The sequence below is a fragment of the Allostigmatella hybrida genome, assembly GCF_020103775.1.
GTDB classification, from domain to species: Bacteria; Myxococcota; Myxococcia; order Myxococcales; family Myxococcaceae; genus Hyalangium; species Hyalangium aurantiaca.
The window spans coordinates 195,580-214,166 of record NZ_JAHXBH010000002.1 but is presented as its reverse complement, the minus strand read 5'-3'; the positions used below and the strand labels follow the sequence as shown (position 1 = coordinate 214,166).

The 18,587-nt window shown below is 68.9% G+C and carries 12 protein-coding genes; 9 read left to right on the top strand and 3 right to left on the bottom strand.

Going from position 1 to position 18,587, the window contains the following annotated elements; translation table 11 throughout:
• Nucleotides 1-34 precede the first annotated feature (34 nt).
• Entirely contained in the window at nt 35-775 is a 741-nt protein-coding gene (locus KY661_RS06130; protein WP_225409313.1) for a hypothetical protein, read from the top strand.
• Nucleotides 776-788: 13 nt separating this feature from the next.
• Here the strand turns inward: KY661_RS06130 and KY661_RS06125 are convergent, their stop codons facing one another.
• Nucleotides 789-1,727 carry a DNA topoisomerase IB gene (locus KY661_RS06125; RefSeq protein WP_317987220.1) on the bottom strand — a complete coding sequence of 313 codons (939 nt, stop codon included), beginning with the start codon at nt 1,725-1,727 and terminating at the stop codon, nt 789-791.
• Between the two features lie 284 nt (nt 1,728-2,011).
• Here KY661_RS06125 and KY661_RS06120 point away from each other — a divergent pair, with 284 nt between their 5' ends.
• The 7 genes from KY661_RS06120 to KY661_RS06090 all read left to right on the top strand — a co-directional run bounded on the left by KY661_RS06120 (nt 2,012) and on the right by KY661_RS06090 (nt 16,068).
• On the top strand, nt 2,012-2,815 hold the full coding sequence (locus KY661_RS06120) for a hypothetical protein (protein WP_225409490.1): 804 nt from the start codon (nt 2,012-2,014) through the stop codon (nt 2,813-2,815).
• Nucleotides 2,816-2,905: 90 nt separating this feature from the next.
• Nucleotides 2,906-5,125, top strand: coding sequence for an SPFH domain-containing protein (locus tag KY661_RS06115; RefSeq protein WP_225409311.1), 2,220 nt, complete (start codon nt 2,906-2,908; stop codon nt 5,123-5,125).
• 115 nt (nt 5,126-5,240) lie between these two features.
• Nucleotides 5,241-10,733, top strand: coding sequence for a DNA repair ATPase (locus tag KY661_RS06110; RefSeq protein WP_225409310.1), 5,493 nt, complete (start codon nt 5,241-5,243; stop codon nt 10,731-10,733).
• Nucleotides 10,734-10,869: 136 nt separating this feature from the next.
• Nucleotides 10,870-11,736 (top strand): nucleotidyltransferase, encoded by an 867-nt coding sequence (locus KY661_RS06105; RefSeq protein ID WP_075011095.1) that lies wholly within the window; start codon nt 10,870-10,872, stop codon nt 11,734-11,736.
• A 6-nt stretch (nt 11,737-11,742) separates the two neighbouring features.
• Nucleotides 11,743-12,216, top strand: coding sequence for a heme-degrading domain-containing protein (locus KY661_RS06100; RefSeq protein ID WP_225409309.1), 474 nt, complete (start codon nt 11,743-11,745; stop codon nt 12,214-12,216).
• A gap of 98 nt (nt 12,217-12,314) precedes the next feature.
• Nucleotides 12,315-14,258 (top strand): PhoX family protein, encoded by a 1,944-nt coding sequence (locus KY661_RS06095; protein WP_225409308.1) that lies wholly within the window; start codon nt 12,315-12,317, stop codon nt 14,256-14,258.
• 37 nt (nt 14,259-14,295) lie between these two features.
• Nucleotides 14,296-16,068, top strand: coding sequence for a hypothetical protein (locus tag KY661_RS06090; protein ID WP_225409307.1), 1,773 nt, complete (start codon nt 14,296-14,298; stop codon nt 16,066-16,068).
• A 20-nt stretch (nt 16,069-16,088) separates the two neighbouring features.
• On the opposite strand, the gene KY661_RS06085 is transcribed toward KY661_RS06090, so the two are convergent.
• On the bottom strand, nt 16,089-17,003 hold the full coding sequence (locus tag KY661_RS06085) for a glycoside hydrolase 64/thaumatin family protein (protein ID WP_225409306.1): 915 nt from the start codon (nt 17,001-17,003) through the stop codon (nt 16,089-16,091).
• Between the two features lie 206 nt (nt 17,004-17,209).
• On the opposite strand from KY661_RS06085, the gene KY661_RS06080 reads away from it, so the two are divergent.
• Nucleotides 17,210-17,962: a hypothetical protein gene (locus tag KY661_RS06080; protein ID WP_225409305.1), complete on the top strand. Its 753-nt coding sequence runs from the start codon at nt 17,210-17,212 to the stop codon at nt 17,960-17,962.
• Here the strand turns inward: KY661_RS06080 and KY661_RS06075 are convergent.
• Entirely contained in the window at nt 17,928-18,533 is a 606-nt protein-coding gene (locus KY661_RS06075) for a cysteine hydrolase family protein (protein WP_225409304.1), read from the bottom strand. The two genes, KY661_RS06080 and KY661_RS06075, sit on opposite strands and share 35 nt — an antisense overlap.
• Between the last annotated feature and the right edge of the window lie 54 nt (nt 18,534-18,587).

Here is an 18,587-nt window from a genome sequence, read left to right as displayed (position 1 = left end):
GGCCCCCCGGAGAACACCTTCCATGAAGCGTCGAGTGAGGGAATTGAGTGTGGGCGTGGCCGCCGCCGCGCTGCTGGCCTGCAACACCGAGGACCCGGAGCGGCAGTGCGTGGTGGCACGGGCCGTCTCGGACGGATCCACGGGCTCGTTCGCCGCGGCCTATATCCTGAAGGAGGGGCAGGACCCCACGCGGGCGTGTGCCCAGCTCACCGCCGAGCCGGTGGGCCTGCAGAAGTACTACAGCGAGGATCCGAAGGCGCCCGACACCGTGGCCATCCGCAGCGCGCGGGTGGGGAAGTTGCTGGAGCAGTACGCCTCGCGGCTGGCGGCGGGGCCCGCGCCCACGCCCAACTCCCTGGGCGCGCTGGGCGAGGTGCCGGGCGAGGACAACTTCTGCGACGTGCCCACGCTGACGCCCACCCGGGTGGAGGTGCCCGAGGACAGCTCCGGGCCCGCCCAGAGCTTCACCTACACGTGGCTCAACCTGCGCATCTACAACACGCCGCAGATCCCCGGGACCCAGTTCGTCGCGGACCTGCTCTACACCGAGAACGGCTGCATCGCCGAGTACCAGGTGAAGGGCATCTGGCCCGTGGTGAACTGCGGCAGTGGCACGCCGAAGGTGCCCAACGACACACTGTGCGATCCCAACCCGGACTTCGAGGCGGGCCGACTCCGGGGCTCGGGCATCAATCCGCTGTTCCCGGTGAAGTGCGATCCGGTGGCCCTCATCTGCGTGCTGACGGGCGAGGTCCCCTCGGCCCCGAACCCCTGAGCCGGACGCGGCCTCAGGTGGCCCCCTCCTGGATCATCTCCAGCAGGGCCTTCTCCGAGCAGTGGAGCACGGGCTTCTCGTGCTTCGCCAGCTCCTCCACGGACTCGAAGTAGCGCTCCACGACCTTGCCCTGCTCGAACATGGCCAGCACGGAGGGGTAGATATAGGAAGCCTTCGCCACCGCCGGGGTGTTGCCGAGGTGGTGGGCGGCCTCCTTCACCGCGGCCACCATGGTCTTCTTCGCCGCCTTCACGCCGCTCTGGGCCTCGGCCTGCTTCACCCGTCTCCGGGCCCGGGCCAGCGCGCAGGCGCAGACCAGCGTTCCGCCCCACGTGCGGAAGTCCTTGGCGCTGTAGTCCGCGCCCATGACTTCGCGGATGTACTCGTTGATGTGGCGGCGGCGCACGTCCACCACGTGCCCATCGTCCAGGACGAACTTGAAGACATCCCGCCCCGGGATCTTGAGCAGCTGCCGGATGAGGGTGGCCACGCGCCGGTCCTTGAGCTCGCGCTGCTGCCGCTGGCCGCTCTTGCCCGGGAAGTCGAAGTGGACCGTCTCGCCCACCACCTTCACGTGCCGGGCACGCAGCGTGGCGAGCCCGAAGCTCCCATTCTCCTCCGCGTACACCTGGCTGCCGGGCCGGATGAAGCAGGTGCCCAGGATGCGCAGGATGCACGCCATCACCTTGTCCCGGCCCAGCCCCCGCCGCCGGAGATCCGCGCTCACCCGGCGCCGCATCTTCGGCAGGGCGCGGGCAAAGCCCACGATGCGCTCATACTTCGCCTCCTGGCGCCGGCGCGAGAAGGCCTCGCTGTAGCGGTACTGCCAGCGGCCCGCCGCGTCCTTGCCGATGGCCTGGAGCTTCGCCTTCTCGGAGGGCGCGATGGCCACGTCCGTCCACGCGGGCGGCAGCCGCAGTGCGTCGATGCGCTCGCGCTCGGCACGGGACACCGCACGGCCATCGGCGCGAACGTACCGGAACCCGCGCGCCGGGGTTCCCCGCCTGTGAATTCCTTCACTCTGTAGCCGTTCGAGGTGCGTCATGACTCGCCATGGCAGGCAGACGCACCGTGCGCCTGTGAACTGCTTCATAGCTGGGCAGCCGGAGCCGCTTCCGCAAAGGCCCAGCGGCGGGAGGCTCGTAGGGCAGGCAGGCATCTTGGGAAGGGGGGCTTTCCGGATTGCCGCCCGCTTGGTCTAGACTCGTGTTGGAAAGTCTCCAACCCCCCGAGCCGATGACCGCCTTCCTCGACGCCATCCTGGCTTTTCCGACAGCCCTGCTCAGCATCTTCATGGGCGTGGTGCTGGTGTACTGGCTGTGCGTCATCCTTGGCGCGGCCGGTGTGGACATGCTGGATGGGGACGTCGCCGCGGGCGCCAAGGCCGCGGGCGGAACCTTCGAGGGCGGCGCCAAGGCGCTCGGGGGCGTGCTCGAAGGCGGGGCCAAGGGCGCGGCGGACGGAATCGTGGGCAGCGCCAAGGCCGCGGGCGGCCACGGCAACGACATCGACGCGGGGGCCCTCTCGGGCCTGGGCTTCGCGGGCATCCCGGTCACCATCTCCGGCAGCTTCATCGTCTTCGCCTCGTGGACGTTGTCCCTGCTGGGCAGTGGCACGGCGCACGAGATGCTCGGCGCGGTGCTGCCCGGCGCGGTGATCAGCGGCGGCATGCTGCTGCTCAGCCTGGTGCTGGGCACGCTCCTCGCGGCGCTGGCGGTCCGGCCCCTGCGCCCCATCTTCATCTCCCAGAAGGCCCCGAGCCGCGATGCGCTCATGGGCCGGGTGTGCCTCATCAACAGCGGCTCGGTGACGGGGAGCTTCGGCCAGGCCACCTTCGCCGATGGCGGCGCGGGCCTCATCCTCAACGTCTTCTGTGGCAAGGCCAATCAGCTCAAGCGCGGAGATCAGGCGCTCATCCTCGGGTATGACCCGGCCCGGGATGTCTACGAGGTGGAACCGGTGGACTGGCTCCTCACGGAGGAGCTGGGTGCCGTCCGGGATCCGGCTGTGGTGGCCCACATCAAGGACCGGGTGTCTTAAGACTTCTCGCATATCGCGGCTTGGGGGCTGTCAGCGGGGGCCCCGGGCGCGTACTCACAAGCCCGCCGGTACGTCATCAGAAGGAAAGCAATGGATCTCCCTACCGTCGCTGGAGCCGTGGGTGTCGGCAGCGTCTTGCTGTTCGGAACCCTCATTGTCATCGCCCGGTTCTACCGCCAGGTGGATCAGGGCAAGGTGCTGATCGTCAACACGCTCAAGAGCGAGCCTGTCGTCACCTTCACGGGTGCGGTGGTCATCCCCATCATCCACCGGTCCGAGGTGATGGACATCTCGCTCAAGACGGTGGAGATCGACCGCCGTGGCAAGGAAGGCCTCATCTGCAAGGACAACATCCGCGCGGACATCAAGGTCACCTTCTTCGTGCGCGTGAACAAGACGCGTGAGGACGTGCTCAAGGTGGCCCAGTCCATCGGCTGCGTGCGCGCCAGCGATCAGGAGACGCTGGAGAACCTCTTCGAGGCCAAGTTCTCCGAGGCGCTCAAGACGGTGGGCAAGAGCTTCGACTTCGAGGAGCTCTACACCAAGCGCGAGGAGATCAAGGACAAGGTGGTGAACACCATCGGGAGGGATCTCAACGGCTACATGCTGGAGGACTGCGCCATCGACTTCCTGGAGCAGACCCCGGTCGAGATGCTGGACAAGGACAACATCCTCGACGCGCAGGGTATCCGGAAGATCACCGAGCTCACCACGGTGCAGAACGTCAGCACCAACGAGTTCAAGCAGAGCGAGCGCATGGCCATCACCAAGCGCAACGTCGAGTCCGACGAGGCCATCTTCGCCCTGGAGCGCCAGCGCGCCGAGGCCGCCGCCAAGCAGAAGCGTGAAATCGAGAGCATCCAGGCGCGCGAGGTGGCCGAGGCCGACCGCGTGAAGGCCGAGGAGCACGCGAAGGCGGAGCTGGCCCGCATCAAGGCCGAGGAAGAGATCGCCATCAACGAGGAGAACAAGTCCCGCCAGGTCCAGGTGGCGCAGAAGAACCGCGAGCGCGTGGTGGGCGTGGAGACCGAGCGCGTGGAGAAGGACCGCGCCCTGGAGGCCATCAACCGCGAGCGCGAGACGGAGCTGCAGCGCATCGCCAAGGAGAAGGCCCTCGAGGGAGAGAAGAAGGCCATCGCGGACGTCATCCGGGCGCGCATCGTCGTGGAGAAGACGGTGGCCGAGGAAGAGGAGCGCATCAAGGACCTGCGCGTGACGGCCGAGGCCAAGCGCAACAAGGAAGCGCTGCTCATCAACGCCGAGGCGCACGCGCAGGAGAAGCTCGTCAAGGACATCAAGGCGGCCGAGGCCAGCAACGAGGTGGCCAAGTTCATGGCCAAGGAGCGGCTCACCCTGGCCGACGCGGACCTCGAGGCCGCGGACAAGACCGCCAAGGCGAAGATTCGGCTGTCCGAGGGCGTTCAGGCCGAGGCGGCCGCCCAGGGCCTGGCCGACGTGCGCGTGCGCGAGGCGGACGCCGTGGCGGCCGAGAAGCAGGGCATGGCCCAGGTGCGCGTGAAGGAGGCCGAAGCCGCCGTCATCGAGAAGCAGGGCGTGGCCCAGGCCCAGGTTGTCCGCGAGCGGCTGCTGGCCGAGGCCGCGGGTGAGCAGGAGAAGGGCATGGCCAAGGTCCGCATCCAGCAGGCCGAGGCGGACGCCATCCAGAAGAAGCTGCTGGCCGAGGCCGCGGGCGAGCAGGAGAAGGGCATGGCACACGCCCGCGTCCAGGAGGCCGAGGCCGCCGCCATTCACAAGCGCGGCGAGGCCGAGGCGCACGCCACCCAGGAGAAGCTGATGGCCGAGGCCCGGGGCCTGGCCGAGAAGGCCGCCTCCATGAAGTCGCTGGACGGCGTGGGCCGCGAGCACGAGGAGTTCCGCCTGCGGCTCCAGAAAGATCGCGACGTGGAGCTGGAGTCCATCCGGGTGCGCAAGGACATGGCCGAGTCCCAGGCCAAGGTGCTCGCCCAGGCGTTCACCAACGCGAAGTTCCAGATCGTCGGTGGCGACGGCCAGTTCTTCGAGCGCTTCGTCAAGGCGGTGTCCATCGGCACGTCGGTGGACGGCGCGCTGGAGCACAGCGAGGTGCTGCGCACCGTGGCCCAGGGCTACCTCACCGGCGAGAAGGACCTGCCGGCGGACCTCAAGGACATCCTGTCCAAGCCGGGCCTCACCAACGACGCGCAGAACCTCGCGGTGGCGGCGCTGCTGCACCGCATGGTGGCCAACGCGCCGCCTCCGGCCGTCGTCACGGCGAGCCCCGTCGTGGAGAGCGTGGCCCGGCCCGCCTCCGCGCCGAAGTCCGCCGAGTAGCGTCCGCCGCTTCTGGGCGGTTTCAAGCCCTCACCTCCGCCGTCTCCCGCTGGCCGGGAGCGGGCAGGGGGTGAGGGTTTCTCTCTCTTTCGATTTTCCGTTCCGGTGAACCACCATGGCAACTGACGGCGTGAAGCCCCAGGGCGCGGCGCCCGCGGGCGAGACGACGCTGGAGGGCGGCAGCTACGAGGTCATCCGCGCCCGCCTGCTGTCCCAGGCGGAGGCGTTGGGCACCCGTGCCGCGGAGCTCAACACGCGGCGCAAGTCGCTCTTCGGAGGCACCGAGCTGACGGTCATCGGCAACGAGCGCGTCCGCACCGACAACAACTGCGTCCCGCGGGATATCGTCAGCGTCGGGAAGTACCTGCTCTTTGGCTACAACGTCTTCCTCGGGCTGAAGAAGGACACGGCCGTCGCGGACGTGTTCTCGCTGCACAAGTTCGAGAAGACGGCCGAGGGCTTCGACTTCTCCACCGTGTCCCCCACCGAGGCGGGCGGCTTCCTGGCGGACCCCCGGTTCGTCAAGGACTTCGGGGAGCTGTACAAGTATTACAAGGACGCGAAGCTCATCCAGCTTCGGCGCACCGACTCCCGGCTGCTGGCGGTCTTCCAGACGGGCCAGACGCTGCGGGACATCAAGGTCTTCCGCTTCAGCATGGATGTGGAGGGCCGGGCCACCTACATCGACAACCAGGGCGAGAAGGAGCACATCTTCCCGCCGTCGCATGACTTCGAGTGGACGTTGGCCACGCGGGAGAACTACGTGCTGGGCTCCCACCCGCACGTCAACATCCTGGATCAGGTCTTCGTCGAGACGGTGAAGGGCGATCTCACCGTCAAGGTGGAGAACAACTCCAGCACGGGCCTGGGCATCTACAACGAGCCGGTGGAGGACGCGGACCAGTCCCTGGACGACGCGGAGATCGCCTACGCGAAGGTGGGCGGCCTCATCCTCTTGCGCGTGCTGCCGTTCCGCGAGAAGGCGCACCGCTACCTGGTGTTCAACACGCGCACCCAGCACGTGCTGCGCATCGATGCGATTGGCCAGGCCTGCGTCCGGCTTCCGGAGGACCAGGGCATCATCTTCCCGGGCGGCTTCTACCTGCAGACGGGGGACTACAAGGTCTTCGAGGGCGCCTCGGCCGGGATGGAGTTCAAGCAGTCCATCCGCTCGCCCAACGGTGAGGACGTCCTCTACATCTTCTACCGCCGGGACGAGGGCAGCTACGTCCTGTTCCCCTACAACCTGGTGCGCAAGGAGGTGCAGAACCCGCTGCTGGCGCACGGCTTCAGCCTCTTCGGGGACGGCGGGTTGGTGGTCTTCCGGGCCGCCACGAATGAGCCCACCCGCGTCCACCCGATGCAGGTGTGGCAGACGCCCTTCGTGTCCGCCGAGCACGCCGCCGCCACGCCCCCGGTGCCCGGCTACCTGGGCAAAGTGGGCAACGCCGAGCTGGTGCGCGGCATCTCGGATGCGCTGAGCCTCCATCGCGTCGCCCGGACGGAGAAGCCCACCCGGCGCACCTACGAGGACATCATCGCCGCGGTGACGCGGGCCCTGGACGCCTACTACTGGCTGGGCCATGCGGAGGTGAAGCTCCAGGAGCCCATGGAGGCCCTGCGGCGCACCTCCGAGTCCATCATCGACGAGTTCGAGAAGGTCCAGGCGCTGCAGAAGCGCGCCACGGAGGCGCTCGCCGAGGCCGACGTGAAGCAGGCCGCGCTGCTCTTGAAGGTGCGCCCGGAGGAGCTGACCAACGCCGAGGCCTACATGCAGGCCCTCACGGAGTTGCGCCAGCAGCGCGGCCACCTCATCACCCTGAGGGAGATCCGCTACATGGAGCTCCCCCGGGTGGAGGCGCTGGAGAAGCAGGTCGTCGAGGAGTCGGACCGCGTCAGCGCCGGGTGCGTGGAGTTCTTCCAGAAGGGCGAGGCGCTTCAGCCCATCGGGGAGCGGCTGGACATCCTGCTCGGCAAGCTGGAGCCGGTGCAGACCACGGTGGAGCTGGCCCCGCTCTCCGAGGACATCGAGAAGGTGGGCAAGGGGCTGGAAGTGCTTGGCGAGGTCGTCGGCGGCCTCCAGGTGGGTGATCCGCTGGCGCGGGCGAAAATCTTGGAGGGCATCTCCGAGCTGTTCTCCCGGCTCAACCGCGTGCGCGCGGGGCTCCAGGCCCGGCGCAAGGAGCTGGTGGGCCGCGAGAAGCGCGCGGAGTTCGGCGCCCAGTTCAAGCTGCTCGGGCAGAACATCGAGAGCGCACTGTCCGGGGCGGACTCGCCGGAGAAGTGCGACGAGGCCATGTCCCGCCTCACCGTCCAGCTCGAGGAGCTGGAGGGCCGCTTCGGGGAGTTCGACGAGTTCCTGGAGCCCATCACACAGAAGCGCGAGGAGCTGCTGGAGGCCTTCGGCGCCAAGAAGCAGGCGCTGCTGGATGAGCGCCAGCGCCGGGCGCAGAACCTGTTCAGCGCCGCCGAGCGCATCCTCGTGGGCGTGCAGCGCCGGGCCAAGTCGTTCAAGACGGACGACGAGCTGAACACGTACTTCGCCTCGGACTCGATGATCCAGAAGCTGCGGCAGCTCGCCGAGCAGCTCATGGAGCTGCAGGACAGCGTCCGCTCGGATGAAGTCCTCTCGCGCGTGAAGACGGCGCGCCAGGACGCGCTGCGCGCCCTGAGAGACCGGCAGGATCTCTTCGAGGACGGCCAGGCGGTCATCAAGTTCGGCAAGCACCGCTTCAACGTCAACACGCAGACGCTGGAGCTGACGCTGGTGCCGCGGGACGGGGCGCTCTTCCTCCAGCTCACCGGCACGGACTACTCCGTGCGCCTGGAGGACCCGGCGCTGGAGAAGTACAGGGCGCTGTGGGAGCAGCACCTCGTCTCCGAGACGCGCGAGGTGTACCGGGCGGAGTACCTGGCCGCGTCCATCCTCGCGGACGCGGAGGAGGGCAGGGGCGGCCTGAGCCTGACCGCCCTGCACGAGGCCATCCCCTCGGGGACGCTGCTGGAGCGCGTACGGGCCTACTCCGCGGAGAAGTACGACGAAGGGTACGAGCGCGGCATCCACGACGTGGACACGGCCGCCCTCCTGGAGAAGCTGCTCCACCTGCACCAGGGCGCGGGCCTGCTGCGCTTCGCCCCCACGCCCCGGGCCTGGGCGGTCCTCTACTGGGCGTTCGACACGGATGCCGCGGGGCGCGCGGTGCTCCACCGCCGGGCGCGAAGCCTCGCCCGCCTGCGCTCGGTGTTCGCCAGTGGCTCGGAGCTGGTGGTCCTCGGGGACGAGCTGGGTGAGCGCGTGGGCGCGTTCCTCACGGCGCACCGGATCGAGCACTCGCCAGCGGAGGCCCGCCAGGCGGGGCGCTACCTCGTGGAGGAGCTGGGCGGGGAGCGTCCGCGCTTCACCACCAGCGCCGAAGCGGTGGCGGTGAAAGAGGCGTTCCTCGGCCAGCTCGACCGGCGGGGCAACCGCTCCGCGTTCGACGAGGACCTGCGTGGCCTGGAGAAGAACCTCCCCGAGCGGCTGCGGATTGCCCGGGCGTGGGTGGATGGCTACCTGGCCCAGCGCGAGGACGGTCCGGGCTCCGCGGCCCACGTGGCCGTGGAGACGGCGGTGTTGCTGCTCACCGAGCGCAAGGCGGACCGTCAGGAGGCCGGGGCGCTCACCTCGCTGGAGGTGACGGACCTGCTGGGCCAGCACCCGCGCATCACCGACCGGAAGCTGGTGGTGCGCCTGGACGAGTTCCTGGCGCGGCTGGGCGAGTTCCGGCAGCTCCGGGTGCCCGCCTACCACGAGTACCGGGCGCTGCTGAGGGACTTGCTGGAGCGCGAGCGCCGCAAGCTGCGCCTGGAGGAGCTGAGCCCCAAGGTGCTCTCGTCCTTCGTGCGCAACCGGCTCATCGACGAGGTGTACCTGCCGCTCATCGGCGCCAACCTGGCCAAGCAGCTCGGCGCGGCGGGGGAGAACAAGCGCACGGACCGCATGGGCATGCTGCTGCTCATGTCGCCGCCCGGCTACGGCAAGACGACGCTCATGGAGTACGTGGCGAGCCGGCTGGGGCTGACCTTCGTGAAGGTCAACGGCCCGGCGCTGGGCCACTCGGTGAAGTCGCTGGATCCGGCGGAGGCGCCCAACGCCACCGCGCGCCAGGAGGTGGAGCGCATCAACCTGTCGTTCGAGATGGGCAACAACGTGATGCTCTACCTCGACGACATCCAGCACACGGATCCGGAGCTGCTCCAGAAGTTCATCTCCCTGTGCGACGGCCAGCGCCGCATCGAAGGCGTCTGGAACGGCCGCACGCGCACGTACGATTTGCGCGGCAAGAAGTTCTGCGTGGTGATGGCGGGCAACCCGTACACGGAGACCGGAGAGCGCTTCCGGATCCCGGACATGCTCGCCAACCGCGCGGACACCTACAACCTGGGTGAGATCCTCGACGGGAAGGAAGAGCTGTTCGCGCTCAGCTACATCGAGAACGGGCTCACCTCGAACCCGGCGCTGGCGCCGCTGGCCACGCGCGAGCCCGCGGACATCCACAAGCTCATCCGCATGGCCAAGGGCGAAGAGGTGCCCGCGGGCGAGCTGTCCTACGGCTACGCGGCGGCGGAGCTGCAGGAAATTGTCGCGGTGTTCGAGCGGCTGTTCCGCGTGCAGAAGGTGCTGCTCAAGGTGAACCTGCAGTACATCGCCTCGGCGGCGCAGGACGAGCGGTTCCGCACGGAGCCCGCCTTCAAGTTGCAGGGCAGCTACCGCAACATGAACAAGCTCACCGAGAAGGTCGTGGCGGCGATGACCGAGGAGGAGCTGGAGCGGCTCATCGACGACCACTACCAGGGCGAGTCCCAGACGCTCACCACGGCGGCCGAGCAGAACCTGCTCAAGCTCCAGGAGATGCGCGGCCGGCTCACGCCCGAGAAGGCGAAGCGCTGGGAGGAGATCAAACAGGGCTTCGCGCGCGTCAAGCGCATGGGCGGCAAGGAGGACGATCCGGTGGCGCGCGTCACCGGCCAGCTCAGCGCCATCGAGGAGCAGCTCGGCGTGGTGGGCCAGGCCGTGTCGCAGGCCGCGGAGACGGTGCGCCAGGGGCAGCAAGACAAGAAGCCGGGCGCGGAGCCCATGGCGCCACACCTCGACGCGCTGCGCGAGGCGGTGCTGGAGGTGGCCCGGGTGGCGCGCGAGGTGAAGGAGACGCCCGCGCCCGCGCCCGTGGTGCAGGTGCCGCCCGGCCCGGACCTCACGCCGTACCTCCAGCACCTGGCGAAGGTGCTGAAGGCGCTGGCCGAGCGCTCCTTGCAGCCCACGGCGCCCGCAGCCGGGGGCGCGGGGCCGGTAGACCTGGGGCCCGTCATGGCGCAGCTCACGAAGGCCGTGACGGCCATGGCGGAGCGCCCGGTGACCGTGGCCCCCTCGCTGGCGCGGGCTGCCTCGGCGCCGCTGCCGGTCGATCTGCCCCGGCAGATCTCGCTCATTCAGACGGCCCTGGAGCCCCTGGAGCGGGCCGCGAAGCGCAGCCTCCAGACCGGCGCCGAGGACATCAAGGCCATGCACGTCTGGCAGGCGGTCACCGAGGCGCTGGAGCTGGTCCAGGCCATGAGCCAGCCCCGCTGAGGCCGTGAGGGGAGGGGCCGCGGAGGCCGGAGCTGCCCAGTTGGACAGCAGCCGGCCAGGCAGGCCCCTCTCCCTTTGCATTACGCCTGGCCGCTCCCATCCCTACCTTCTCCGGCAGACCAACGAAGGAAGGGTCATGAGCGATACGGATAACCAGACGATTGCGGATGATAGCGGTCCTCACCCTCAGCCTTCTTCGCCGCCTCCGATGAAGCGGCCCAGCAAGGCGCCTCCGCCCATGCAGGCGGACCAGCGCCCGCCGATCGAGCGGGGCGCGCACCTGCTGGCCTTGAGCGCGCTCAAGAACGCGGAGATTCCCTTCGTGGTGGCGGGCGCCTACGCCCTGCACCTCTATACGGGCATCTACCGGGACACCAAGGACCTGGACATCTTCCTCAAGCGCGACGACGTCGAGCGCGCCATGACGGTCCTGTCCGGCATGTCCTTCCAGACGAAGATGCATGACCCGGTGTGGATCGCGAAGGCCTACGCCAACGACGAGTACTTCGCCGACCTCATCTTCAGCTCGGGCAACGGCGTGGCGGTGGTGGATGACCTGTGGATCGAACGCGCCCACCCGGGCGTCGTCCACGGCCTGCCCATCCTGGTGGCGCCGCCCGAGGACATCATCTGGTCCAAGTCCTTCGTGTGCGAGCGCGAGCGCTTCGACGGCACGGACATCAACCACCTCATCCTGGCGCGCGGCAAGCAGATGGACTGGAAGCACCTGATGAAGCGGTTCGAGCCGCACTGGGAGGTGCTCCTGGCCCATGTGACGTTCTACCGCTTCGCCTACCCGGGCCAGCGCGACCACGTGCCCCAGTGGGTCTGGGACGAGCTGCTGGAGCGGGCGCGCAACCAGAAGAACGAGCCCGACAAGAAGAAGCTGTGCCGGGGTATGATCATCGCTCAGGGACAGTACCGGGTGGACGTGCAGCACTGGGGCTATGCGGATGCGCGCATGGAGGAGGTCTCCACGTTCCGGGATTACAAGAAGGACTGAGACCGCGTGCCCATCACCTTGGAGCAGTTGCTGGCGGAGGAGGCCGAGCTGCAGTTCGACCGGCTCGACCATGACGAGGTGATGGGCCTGGGGCTCGCCCTGCTCGACAAGGCGCGGCGGGAGAAGCTGCCCGTGGTGCTGGAGGTGACGCTCGGTGAGCTCACCGTCCTGCACTGTGCCTTGCCGGGCAGCCGGCCGGACAACGCGGACTGGATCCGCCGCAAGAAGAACACCGTGAACCGCTTCTGGCACAGCTCGCTCTACATGGGCCGCTATTACGGCGCGAAGGGCACGAGCCTCACGGACAAGCCGCACATCGACCCCACCGAGTTCGTGGACCACGGGGGCAGCTTCCCGCTGCTGCTGCGGGGGCTGGGGTGTGTCGGTACCGTCACCGTCTCCGGGCTGGCCCAGGAAGAGGACCACGCGCTGGTGGTGGGGGTGCTGCGCGAGCGGCTGGCCCACCGCCGGGGCTCATGACGCGGCCCGTCGAACCCACACGCTGAGATCGGGGGGCCGCGCTTGCGTTGCCGCCCGTCCTTCTGTGGCATGTTGCGTCCACCAAAGGAGTGGACGGAATGCAATCGCAGAAGTCGAAGTGCCGGTGGGGAGCTTTGGCCTTGCTCGGGCTGGTCGCGTGTACGGGAGACACGGGTCCGGCGGGGCCGTCGGGTCCGGAAGGCCCCTCAGGGCCCCCGGGGTCTCCAGGGTCTCCGGGCACGCCAGGTGCGGTCCGGTCGCTGAGCTTCACGCCCATCAACGTCGCGGTCACCCCGGAGCAGAAGCGGTCGGTCTACGCCAGCCCCAAGGCACAGGTGAATGGCAAGGAGGTGGCCATTCAGTACGAGACCGTGCTGCGCACGGGCAAGGCCCTGACCGGGCATGTGTTCGGGCGGATGGTCCAGAAGGATGGCAGCCCGGTGAAGAACACGGACGGCTCGGAGTTCATCTCCCCGTCCAATGACTTCTCGGCGCTCATCCAGAAGGACAACCGGATCTTCGAGCTCACCCAGTTCGAGACCACCCCCGCGGCGATGTACCTGTCCGAGCTGAGCCAGGATTCCAATGGCAAGCTCACGGCCATCAGCACCCGGCCCATCGATTTCTCGAGCGTGGAAGGGTACTGGACGCCGTGCGCGGGCAGCGTGTCCCCCTGGAACACGAACCTCTCCAGCGAGGAGTACCCGGCGGATGCGCGGCTCTTCGAGACTGCCACGTCGGTGAGCGCGCTGCCCTCCGCGGATCGCTCCATGCTTCGCTACTGGGGGCTGGATCCCACCACCGCCACTATCGAGCAGGCCAAGGCGGTCTACTCGCCGTACCGGTACGGCTACGTGATCGAGGTCTCCGTCGACGGCTCGGGCAACACCACCGTGGCCAAGCACTACGCCGCGGGCCGCCGCGCGCTGGAGCTGGCCTATGTGATGCCGGACCGCCGGACGGCCTACCTGAGCGACGATGGCGTCAACGACGGCTTCAACATGTTCGTGGCCACGCGGGAAGGGGACCTGTCCGAGGGCCAGCTCTACGCGGCACGCTGGTTCCAGACGAGCCCGGCGGGCGCGGGCGCGGGCCGGGCGGACCTGTACTGGATTCCGCTGGGGCCCAGCGCGACGAACGCCCAGGTGAAGGCGTTGATCGACGGCGGCATCCAGTTCTCCCACATCTTCGAGACGGAGCCCCAGTCCGCGGACGGCACGTGCCCGGGCGCGGCTTCGGGCTTCCGGTCCATCAACACCGAGACGGGCCGCGAGTGCCTGCGGCTGAAGCCGGGCCAGGAGCTGGCGGCCTCCCGCCTGGAGACCCGCCGTTACGCGGCCTACGTGGGCGCCACCACCGAGTTCCGCAAGACCGAGGGCATCACCTACAACCCCACGAACCACCGGCTCTACGTCTCGTTCAGCGAGCTGAACAACGGGATGATCCACGATCCCACGAACCGGGACCTGGGTGGCCCCAACCACGTCCGGCTGGCCCGCAATGACTGCGGCGCGGTCTACGAGATGGTCATCGCGCCCAACACGGAGATCGGCAGTGACTACGTGGCCGAGACCGCCTCGGCGCTGGTCGAGGGCGTGTGGCTGGGCTCGCCGGGCAGCAGCTACTACCCGGAGACCAGCCCCTACCACGACCCGACGTACACCTACGTGGACGGCGCGGGCGCCATCAAGACGTCGCCGGCGAACGTGTGCAGCGTGAGCCACATCGCCAATCCGGACAACCTGTCCTTCATCAATGGCTACGACACGCTGCTCATCGGCGAGGACACCGTGAACGGCCACCAGAACGACATGGTGTGGGCCTACAACCTCACCACGCGGGAGCTGACCCGGATCTTCTCCGCGCCCTACGGCTCGGAGACGACGGGCGTGTACTTCTACCCGGACATCAACGGGTACGCGTACATCAAGACCCAGGTGCAGCACCCCTACGGGGAATCCGACACCGACAAGATGGGTTCGGACCCCAGCGTGACGCATTCGTACACGGGGTACATCGGGCCGTTCCCCGCGATGAACTGAGCACCCGCGCACCCTCAGGACAGATCAGGAAGCATTCATGAGCCGTTGGAAGGTGGCAGGAGCCGTAGGGGTGACCGCTTTGCTCGCTGGGGGAGCGGTCACCGCCTGGCGCAGGGGCCCTGAGCGCCGGGACACGCCCGGGGCTCAGCAGGTGCCGGTGGCCCAAGTCCAGGGGGCGCTCCAGGCGGCGTTTCCCGCCCAGGCGCGGCAGGCCCCCCGGCTGACGAACCCGTCCGCCTACATTCCAGCGCAGTGCTATGCGGCCACCCAGGATGTGCCGGGGGGCCGCACGCGCAATGGCTGCTTCTCCTGTCACCAGGAGCCTCGCGCTCCCAACTACACCGAGGATGCGGAGGTGCAGACCCTGCTCTCGGTGCCGCGTCCCGCCGAGGACAACCGCTGGACGAACGTGCACCGGCCGCCCCCACCCGTGGAGCTGCCCGAGGCGGAGCTGCTGGCGTGGGTGCGGTCGAGCAACTACGTGGACGCGCAGGGAGGACGGACGCTCGCCCAGGCGCTGGCGAATCCGCCGGCCGCGTGGGACGCGAACGGGGATGGCCGCTGGGAGGGCTACGTCCCGGACTGTGCCTTTCAGCCGGACAGTGAGGGGTTCGACCGGGCCCCCGATGGAAGCATGACGGGCTGGCGGGCGTTCGCCTACGCCCCGTTCCCGGGCCTGTTCTGGCCGGCGAACGGGAGCGCGAGCGATGTGCTCATCCGGTTGCCGGCCGAGTTCCGGCGGGACCGGGAGGGCCGGGAGAGCCCGGCCGTGTACCGCATCAACCTCGCCATCCTGGAGGCGTACATCCGCCGGGTGGATGTGCCGGTGCCGTCCACGGATGAGCGCGAGCTGGGCACGGACCTCGACGGGGATGGCCGACTCGGCATGGCCTCGCGGGTGGCGTTCGTGTGGCCCCCCAAGCCCGGGCAAGCCTTGGGCTACGTGGGCCAGGCGGCGGGGCTGGACCGGGCGCGGGACGGTTGGCCCGCAGCGGGCCTGTATCCCCGGGGCACCGAGTTCCTCCACAGCCTGCGCTACCTCGACGTGGAGCGAGGCGAGGTGCGCATGGCGGCCCGCATGAAGGAGCTGCGCTACATGCGCAAGACGCGCTGGCTCACGTACAGCGATCTTCAGCTCCAGGCCGAGGCGGAGGCCCGGGAGAAGCTGCGGAATCCCGACAAGCTGAAGACGGTGCTCGCGGACGCGGAGCGTGGGGTGGGCACGGGCACCGGCTGGTTGATGCAGGGGTTCATCGAGGACGCGGGCGGAGCGCTGCGTCCCCAGAACATCGAGGAGACCGCGGCCTGCATCGGGTGCCATGGCGGGGTGGGGGCGGCCACGGACGGCACCTTCAGCTTCGCGCGCAAGCTCGACCCGGCCTCGGCCTTCCGGGGGGGCTGGTACCACTGGGGGCAGCGGGGGATGAAGGGCGTTCCCGAGCCGAAGCGGGCCGATGGGCGAGGGGAGTATGCCCACTGGCTCGAACAGGTGGGTGGGGGCGATGACTTCGGCGGCAACGACGAGATCCAGGCCCGGTTCTTCCGGCCGGATGGGACGCTCCAGCCGGCCGCGGTGAACACCCTCTCCCGGGACATCGCGTCCCTGCTCATGCCCTCGCCGGACCGGGCGCTGCGCCTGAACCGGGCGTATCTGGGGCTCGTGAAGGCGCAGCAGTTCGAGCGGGGCCGGGACGTGGTGGTGGGCGCCGCCCCGAAGGTGCTGCTCCGGTTGGAGCAGGACGGGGCGACGGGCATCCTGGAGCCGGTCACCCCAGGCTGGATGGCGCCCGAGAAGAGCGCGGCGCGCTGAGGGGCCCGGGGACGTGGGGCTTAGAACACGTCCTTGAGGTGCACGCTCAGGTGGGTGTCGCCGGTGCCCAGGGTGCTCGCGTCGTCCTTCGGGATGACGTAGCCCTGGTCGGCGCCGACGTGCTTCCGGTAGAAGTCCACCACCGAGGCGTCCTGCACATCCGACGTGGTGGTCTTCTTCACGCCGTAGACCGAGCCGTCGGCGTTCTTGGCCTTGATGGAGTCCGGGGCGAGCTCCGCGAGGTTGTCCAGCGTGCCGGAAACGCGGCCGCCGCTCTCGGGCGTGATGGTCATGCTGGCGTTGTTCCCCTCGATGTAGCTCACGTCGTAGTAGGTCTGGTTGCCGCCGCCGTTGAAGGCGACCTCGCCGAGGGTGGCCGCCGCGCCGTCACCGGCCGTGCTGCGGAAGTTGCCGGACCAGCCCGAGGGAAACTCCTTCGTGATGGACTCGCCGGGCTGGAGCGTCAGCCCTTCGATCTCCTGGCCACCGGCGTTCGGCGTGAACTTGATCTCCATCGGCTTGGTGCCGTCGTTGGTGAACTCCATCGTGTTGCCCGTCTTGGACGCGTTCTTCGACGCGTTCGCCGGGGCCACCGGGGCCGCCGCATTGGCCGGTGCCGCCGGGGGAGTGCCGCCCAGCTCCGGGACGCCGCCACCGGCGCCGCCGATTCCACCGGCCTGCCCACCGCCCAGCAGCTCCATGGCCTTGGTCAGCAGCTGGTTGATCTGCTCGAACTGCTTGCCCAGCGAGGCCAGCGGGCTGCCGGACTCGAAGCTGTCGCTCTGCAGCAGCTTCTGGAGGGGGTTGCTCTGCGGCGTGCTCAGCGACTTCAGGCCAAAGCCCTGCTCGGCCAGGGGGGCCACCGGCGCGTTGCCCTGGGTGTTGGAGTACGCGGGGATGGAGGCGGGCGAGCGGGAGAGGGAGGAAATGGACATGGCGGGGTTCCTCGGCAGCAGGGTGGAGAGAGCGGTCAGCGACCGGGCCTGATGTCGGGGGGAAGAGCACACGCCGTGCCAGCTCCGGGAGACCCACAAGTCCGCGAAAAGACGTACATGCACGGACCCTGGGGGAGACCTGTCCCTGGTGACTGCTGTTGGGGCTGGTGACGGCTGTCACCAGCCTTCTTTGCTAGACCGTGCCCATGCTCCCGCTCCTGCTGACCCTGGTCCTGTCCGGTACGAACCCGCCCCCCGTGGAGGCGTGGGCCCAGAAGGCCTGCCCTGCTCCCAAGAAGGAGCCGGACTCCAACGTGGAGTTCAAGGCCGCCCTGGAGGCCCGCGCCACCTGCCTCAAGAAGGCGATGAACAAGTCGATCGACCGGGTCCTCCTGCCGCTCAAGAAGAAGGATCCGCCGGCCTTCAAGCAGTGGATGGGGCTTCAGGCGGACTACAACCGCTGGGTGGCGGATGCGTGCGCGGCCATCGAGGAGGCCAACTGGGTGGACGTCTCCACCGGGGAGCGCTTGATGGGGACCGGGTACGGCGGCACCGAGCAGGAGTGTCTCCAGCGGCAACATGCCTGGCGCGGGTTCTACGCGGACGCCTGGGCCCGCGGTGACTGGAAGGCCATCGCGGCGGCGCAGGACGCCTATGCCCAGCAGGCGCCGAAGCGCGCGGATGTGCTGAGCCAGTACCAGAAGAAGACCCAGGCGGCGGCGGCCCAGGCGCCCGCCCAGGTGCAGCCGTCGGACACGCCGTCGCAGCAGCTCTCCCGGGACGATTGGAAGGACTACAACGGCCGCCTCGAGCGGGCGGCGAGCGGGCCCCAGGCCCTGGCGGAGCGGCAGTGCGCCCTGGTGCCCAAGACGGACGCCGCGTGCGCCGAGTCCTTCCGGGCCAGCCTCACCGCGCAGCTGGACTTCAGTGAGGCCCTCGGGGCGACGGGGAGCCCTTGACGTCCTTGCCCAGGCGGGCCATGTCCAGCTCGTCCCCCCGGCAGATCCGCACCTTGAGGAACCGCTTGAGCTGATCCAGGGCGATGTCGTGATCGGCATCGCTCTCGGCGCAGCAGCAGTCGCTCAGCACGGTGATGGTGTACTCGTGCATGTGCGCGTCATGCGCGCTGAAGAAGACGCAGAGGTTCGTGGCGATCCCCGAGAGGACCAGGTGCTCCGTTCCCAGGTACTCCAGGAGCGGCACGAGTGCGGTCGAGAAGAAGGCCGAGTGCTTGGGCTTGACGATGAAGTAGTCGTCCGGCCCCGGCTTGAGGGCGCGGGCGATCTCCCGGCCGCGGGCCTCGGGCCGGGTGCAGTACTCGAAGAGCTCGCTGAAGTTGCTGCGCCACTGGCCGAAGTTGTCGTTGACGTAGATGACCGGCACCTTCTCGCGCCGGGCCTGCTCGGCGACCGGGGCGAGCCGCTCGACCATCTTCTCGGCCCAGGGCAGGACCTTCTCGCCCCCGGGAAACTCCAGGTCGTTGAGGACGTCGATGATCAGCAGCGCCGACTTGGAGCGATGTTCGGACATACTGCTTCCTGAGGTGCGTCCCCCCGGGCGCGGAGGGTAGCCGGGCGCCCAGGA

Excerpts from the sequence above, each read along its gene's own strand:
- KY661_RS06120 (WP_225409490.1), top strand. The coding sequence starts at position 2,012 with ATGACCGCCTTCCTCGACGCCATCCTGGCTTTTCCGACAGCCCTGCTC.
- KY661_RS06115 (WP_225409311.1), top strand. The coding sequence starts at position 2,906 with ATGGATCTCCCTACCGTCGCTGGAGCCGTGGGTGTCGGCAGCGTCTTG.
- KY661_RS06110 (WP_225409310.1), top strand. The coding sequence starts at position 5,241 with ATGGCAACTGACGGCGTGAAGCCCCAGGGCGCGGCGCCCGCGGGCGAG.
- KY661_RS06105 (WP_075011095.1), top strand. The coding sequence starts at position 10,870 with ATGAGCGATACGGATAACCAGACGATTGCGGATGATAGCGGTCCTCAC.
- KY661_RS06095 (WP_225409308.1), top strand. The coding sequence starts at position 12,315 with ATGCAATCGCAGAAGTCGAAGTGCCGGTGGGGAGCTTTGGCCTTGCTC.
- KY661_RS06090 (WP_225409307.1), top strand. The coding sequence starts at position 14,296 with ATGAGCCGTTGGAAGGTGGCAGGAGCCGTAGGGGTGACCGCTTTGCTC.
- KY661_RS06085 (WP_225409306.1), bottom strand. The coding sequence starts at position 17,003 with ATGTCCATTTCCTCCCTCTCCCGCTCGCCCGCCTCCATCCCCGCGTAC.
- KY661_RS06080 (WP_225409305.1), top strand. The coding sequence starts at position 17,210 with ATGCTCCCGCTCCTGCTGACCCTGGTCCTGTCCGGTACGAACCCGCCC.
- KY661_RS06075 (WP_225409304.1), bottom strand. The coding sequence starts at position 18,533 with ATGTCCGAACATCGCTCCAAGTCGGCGCTGCTGATCATCGACGTCCTC.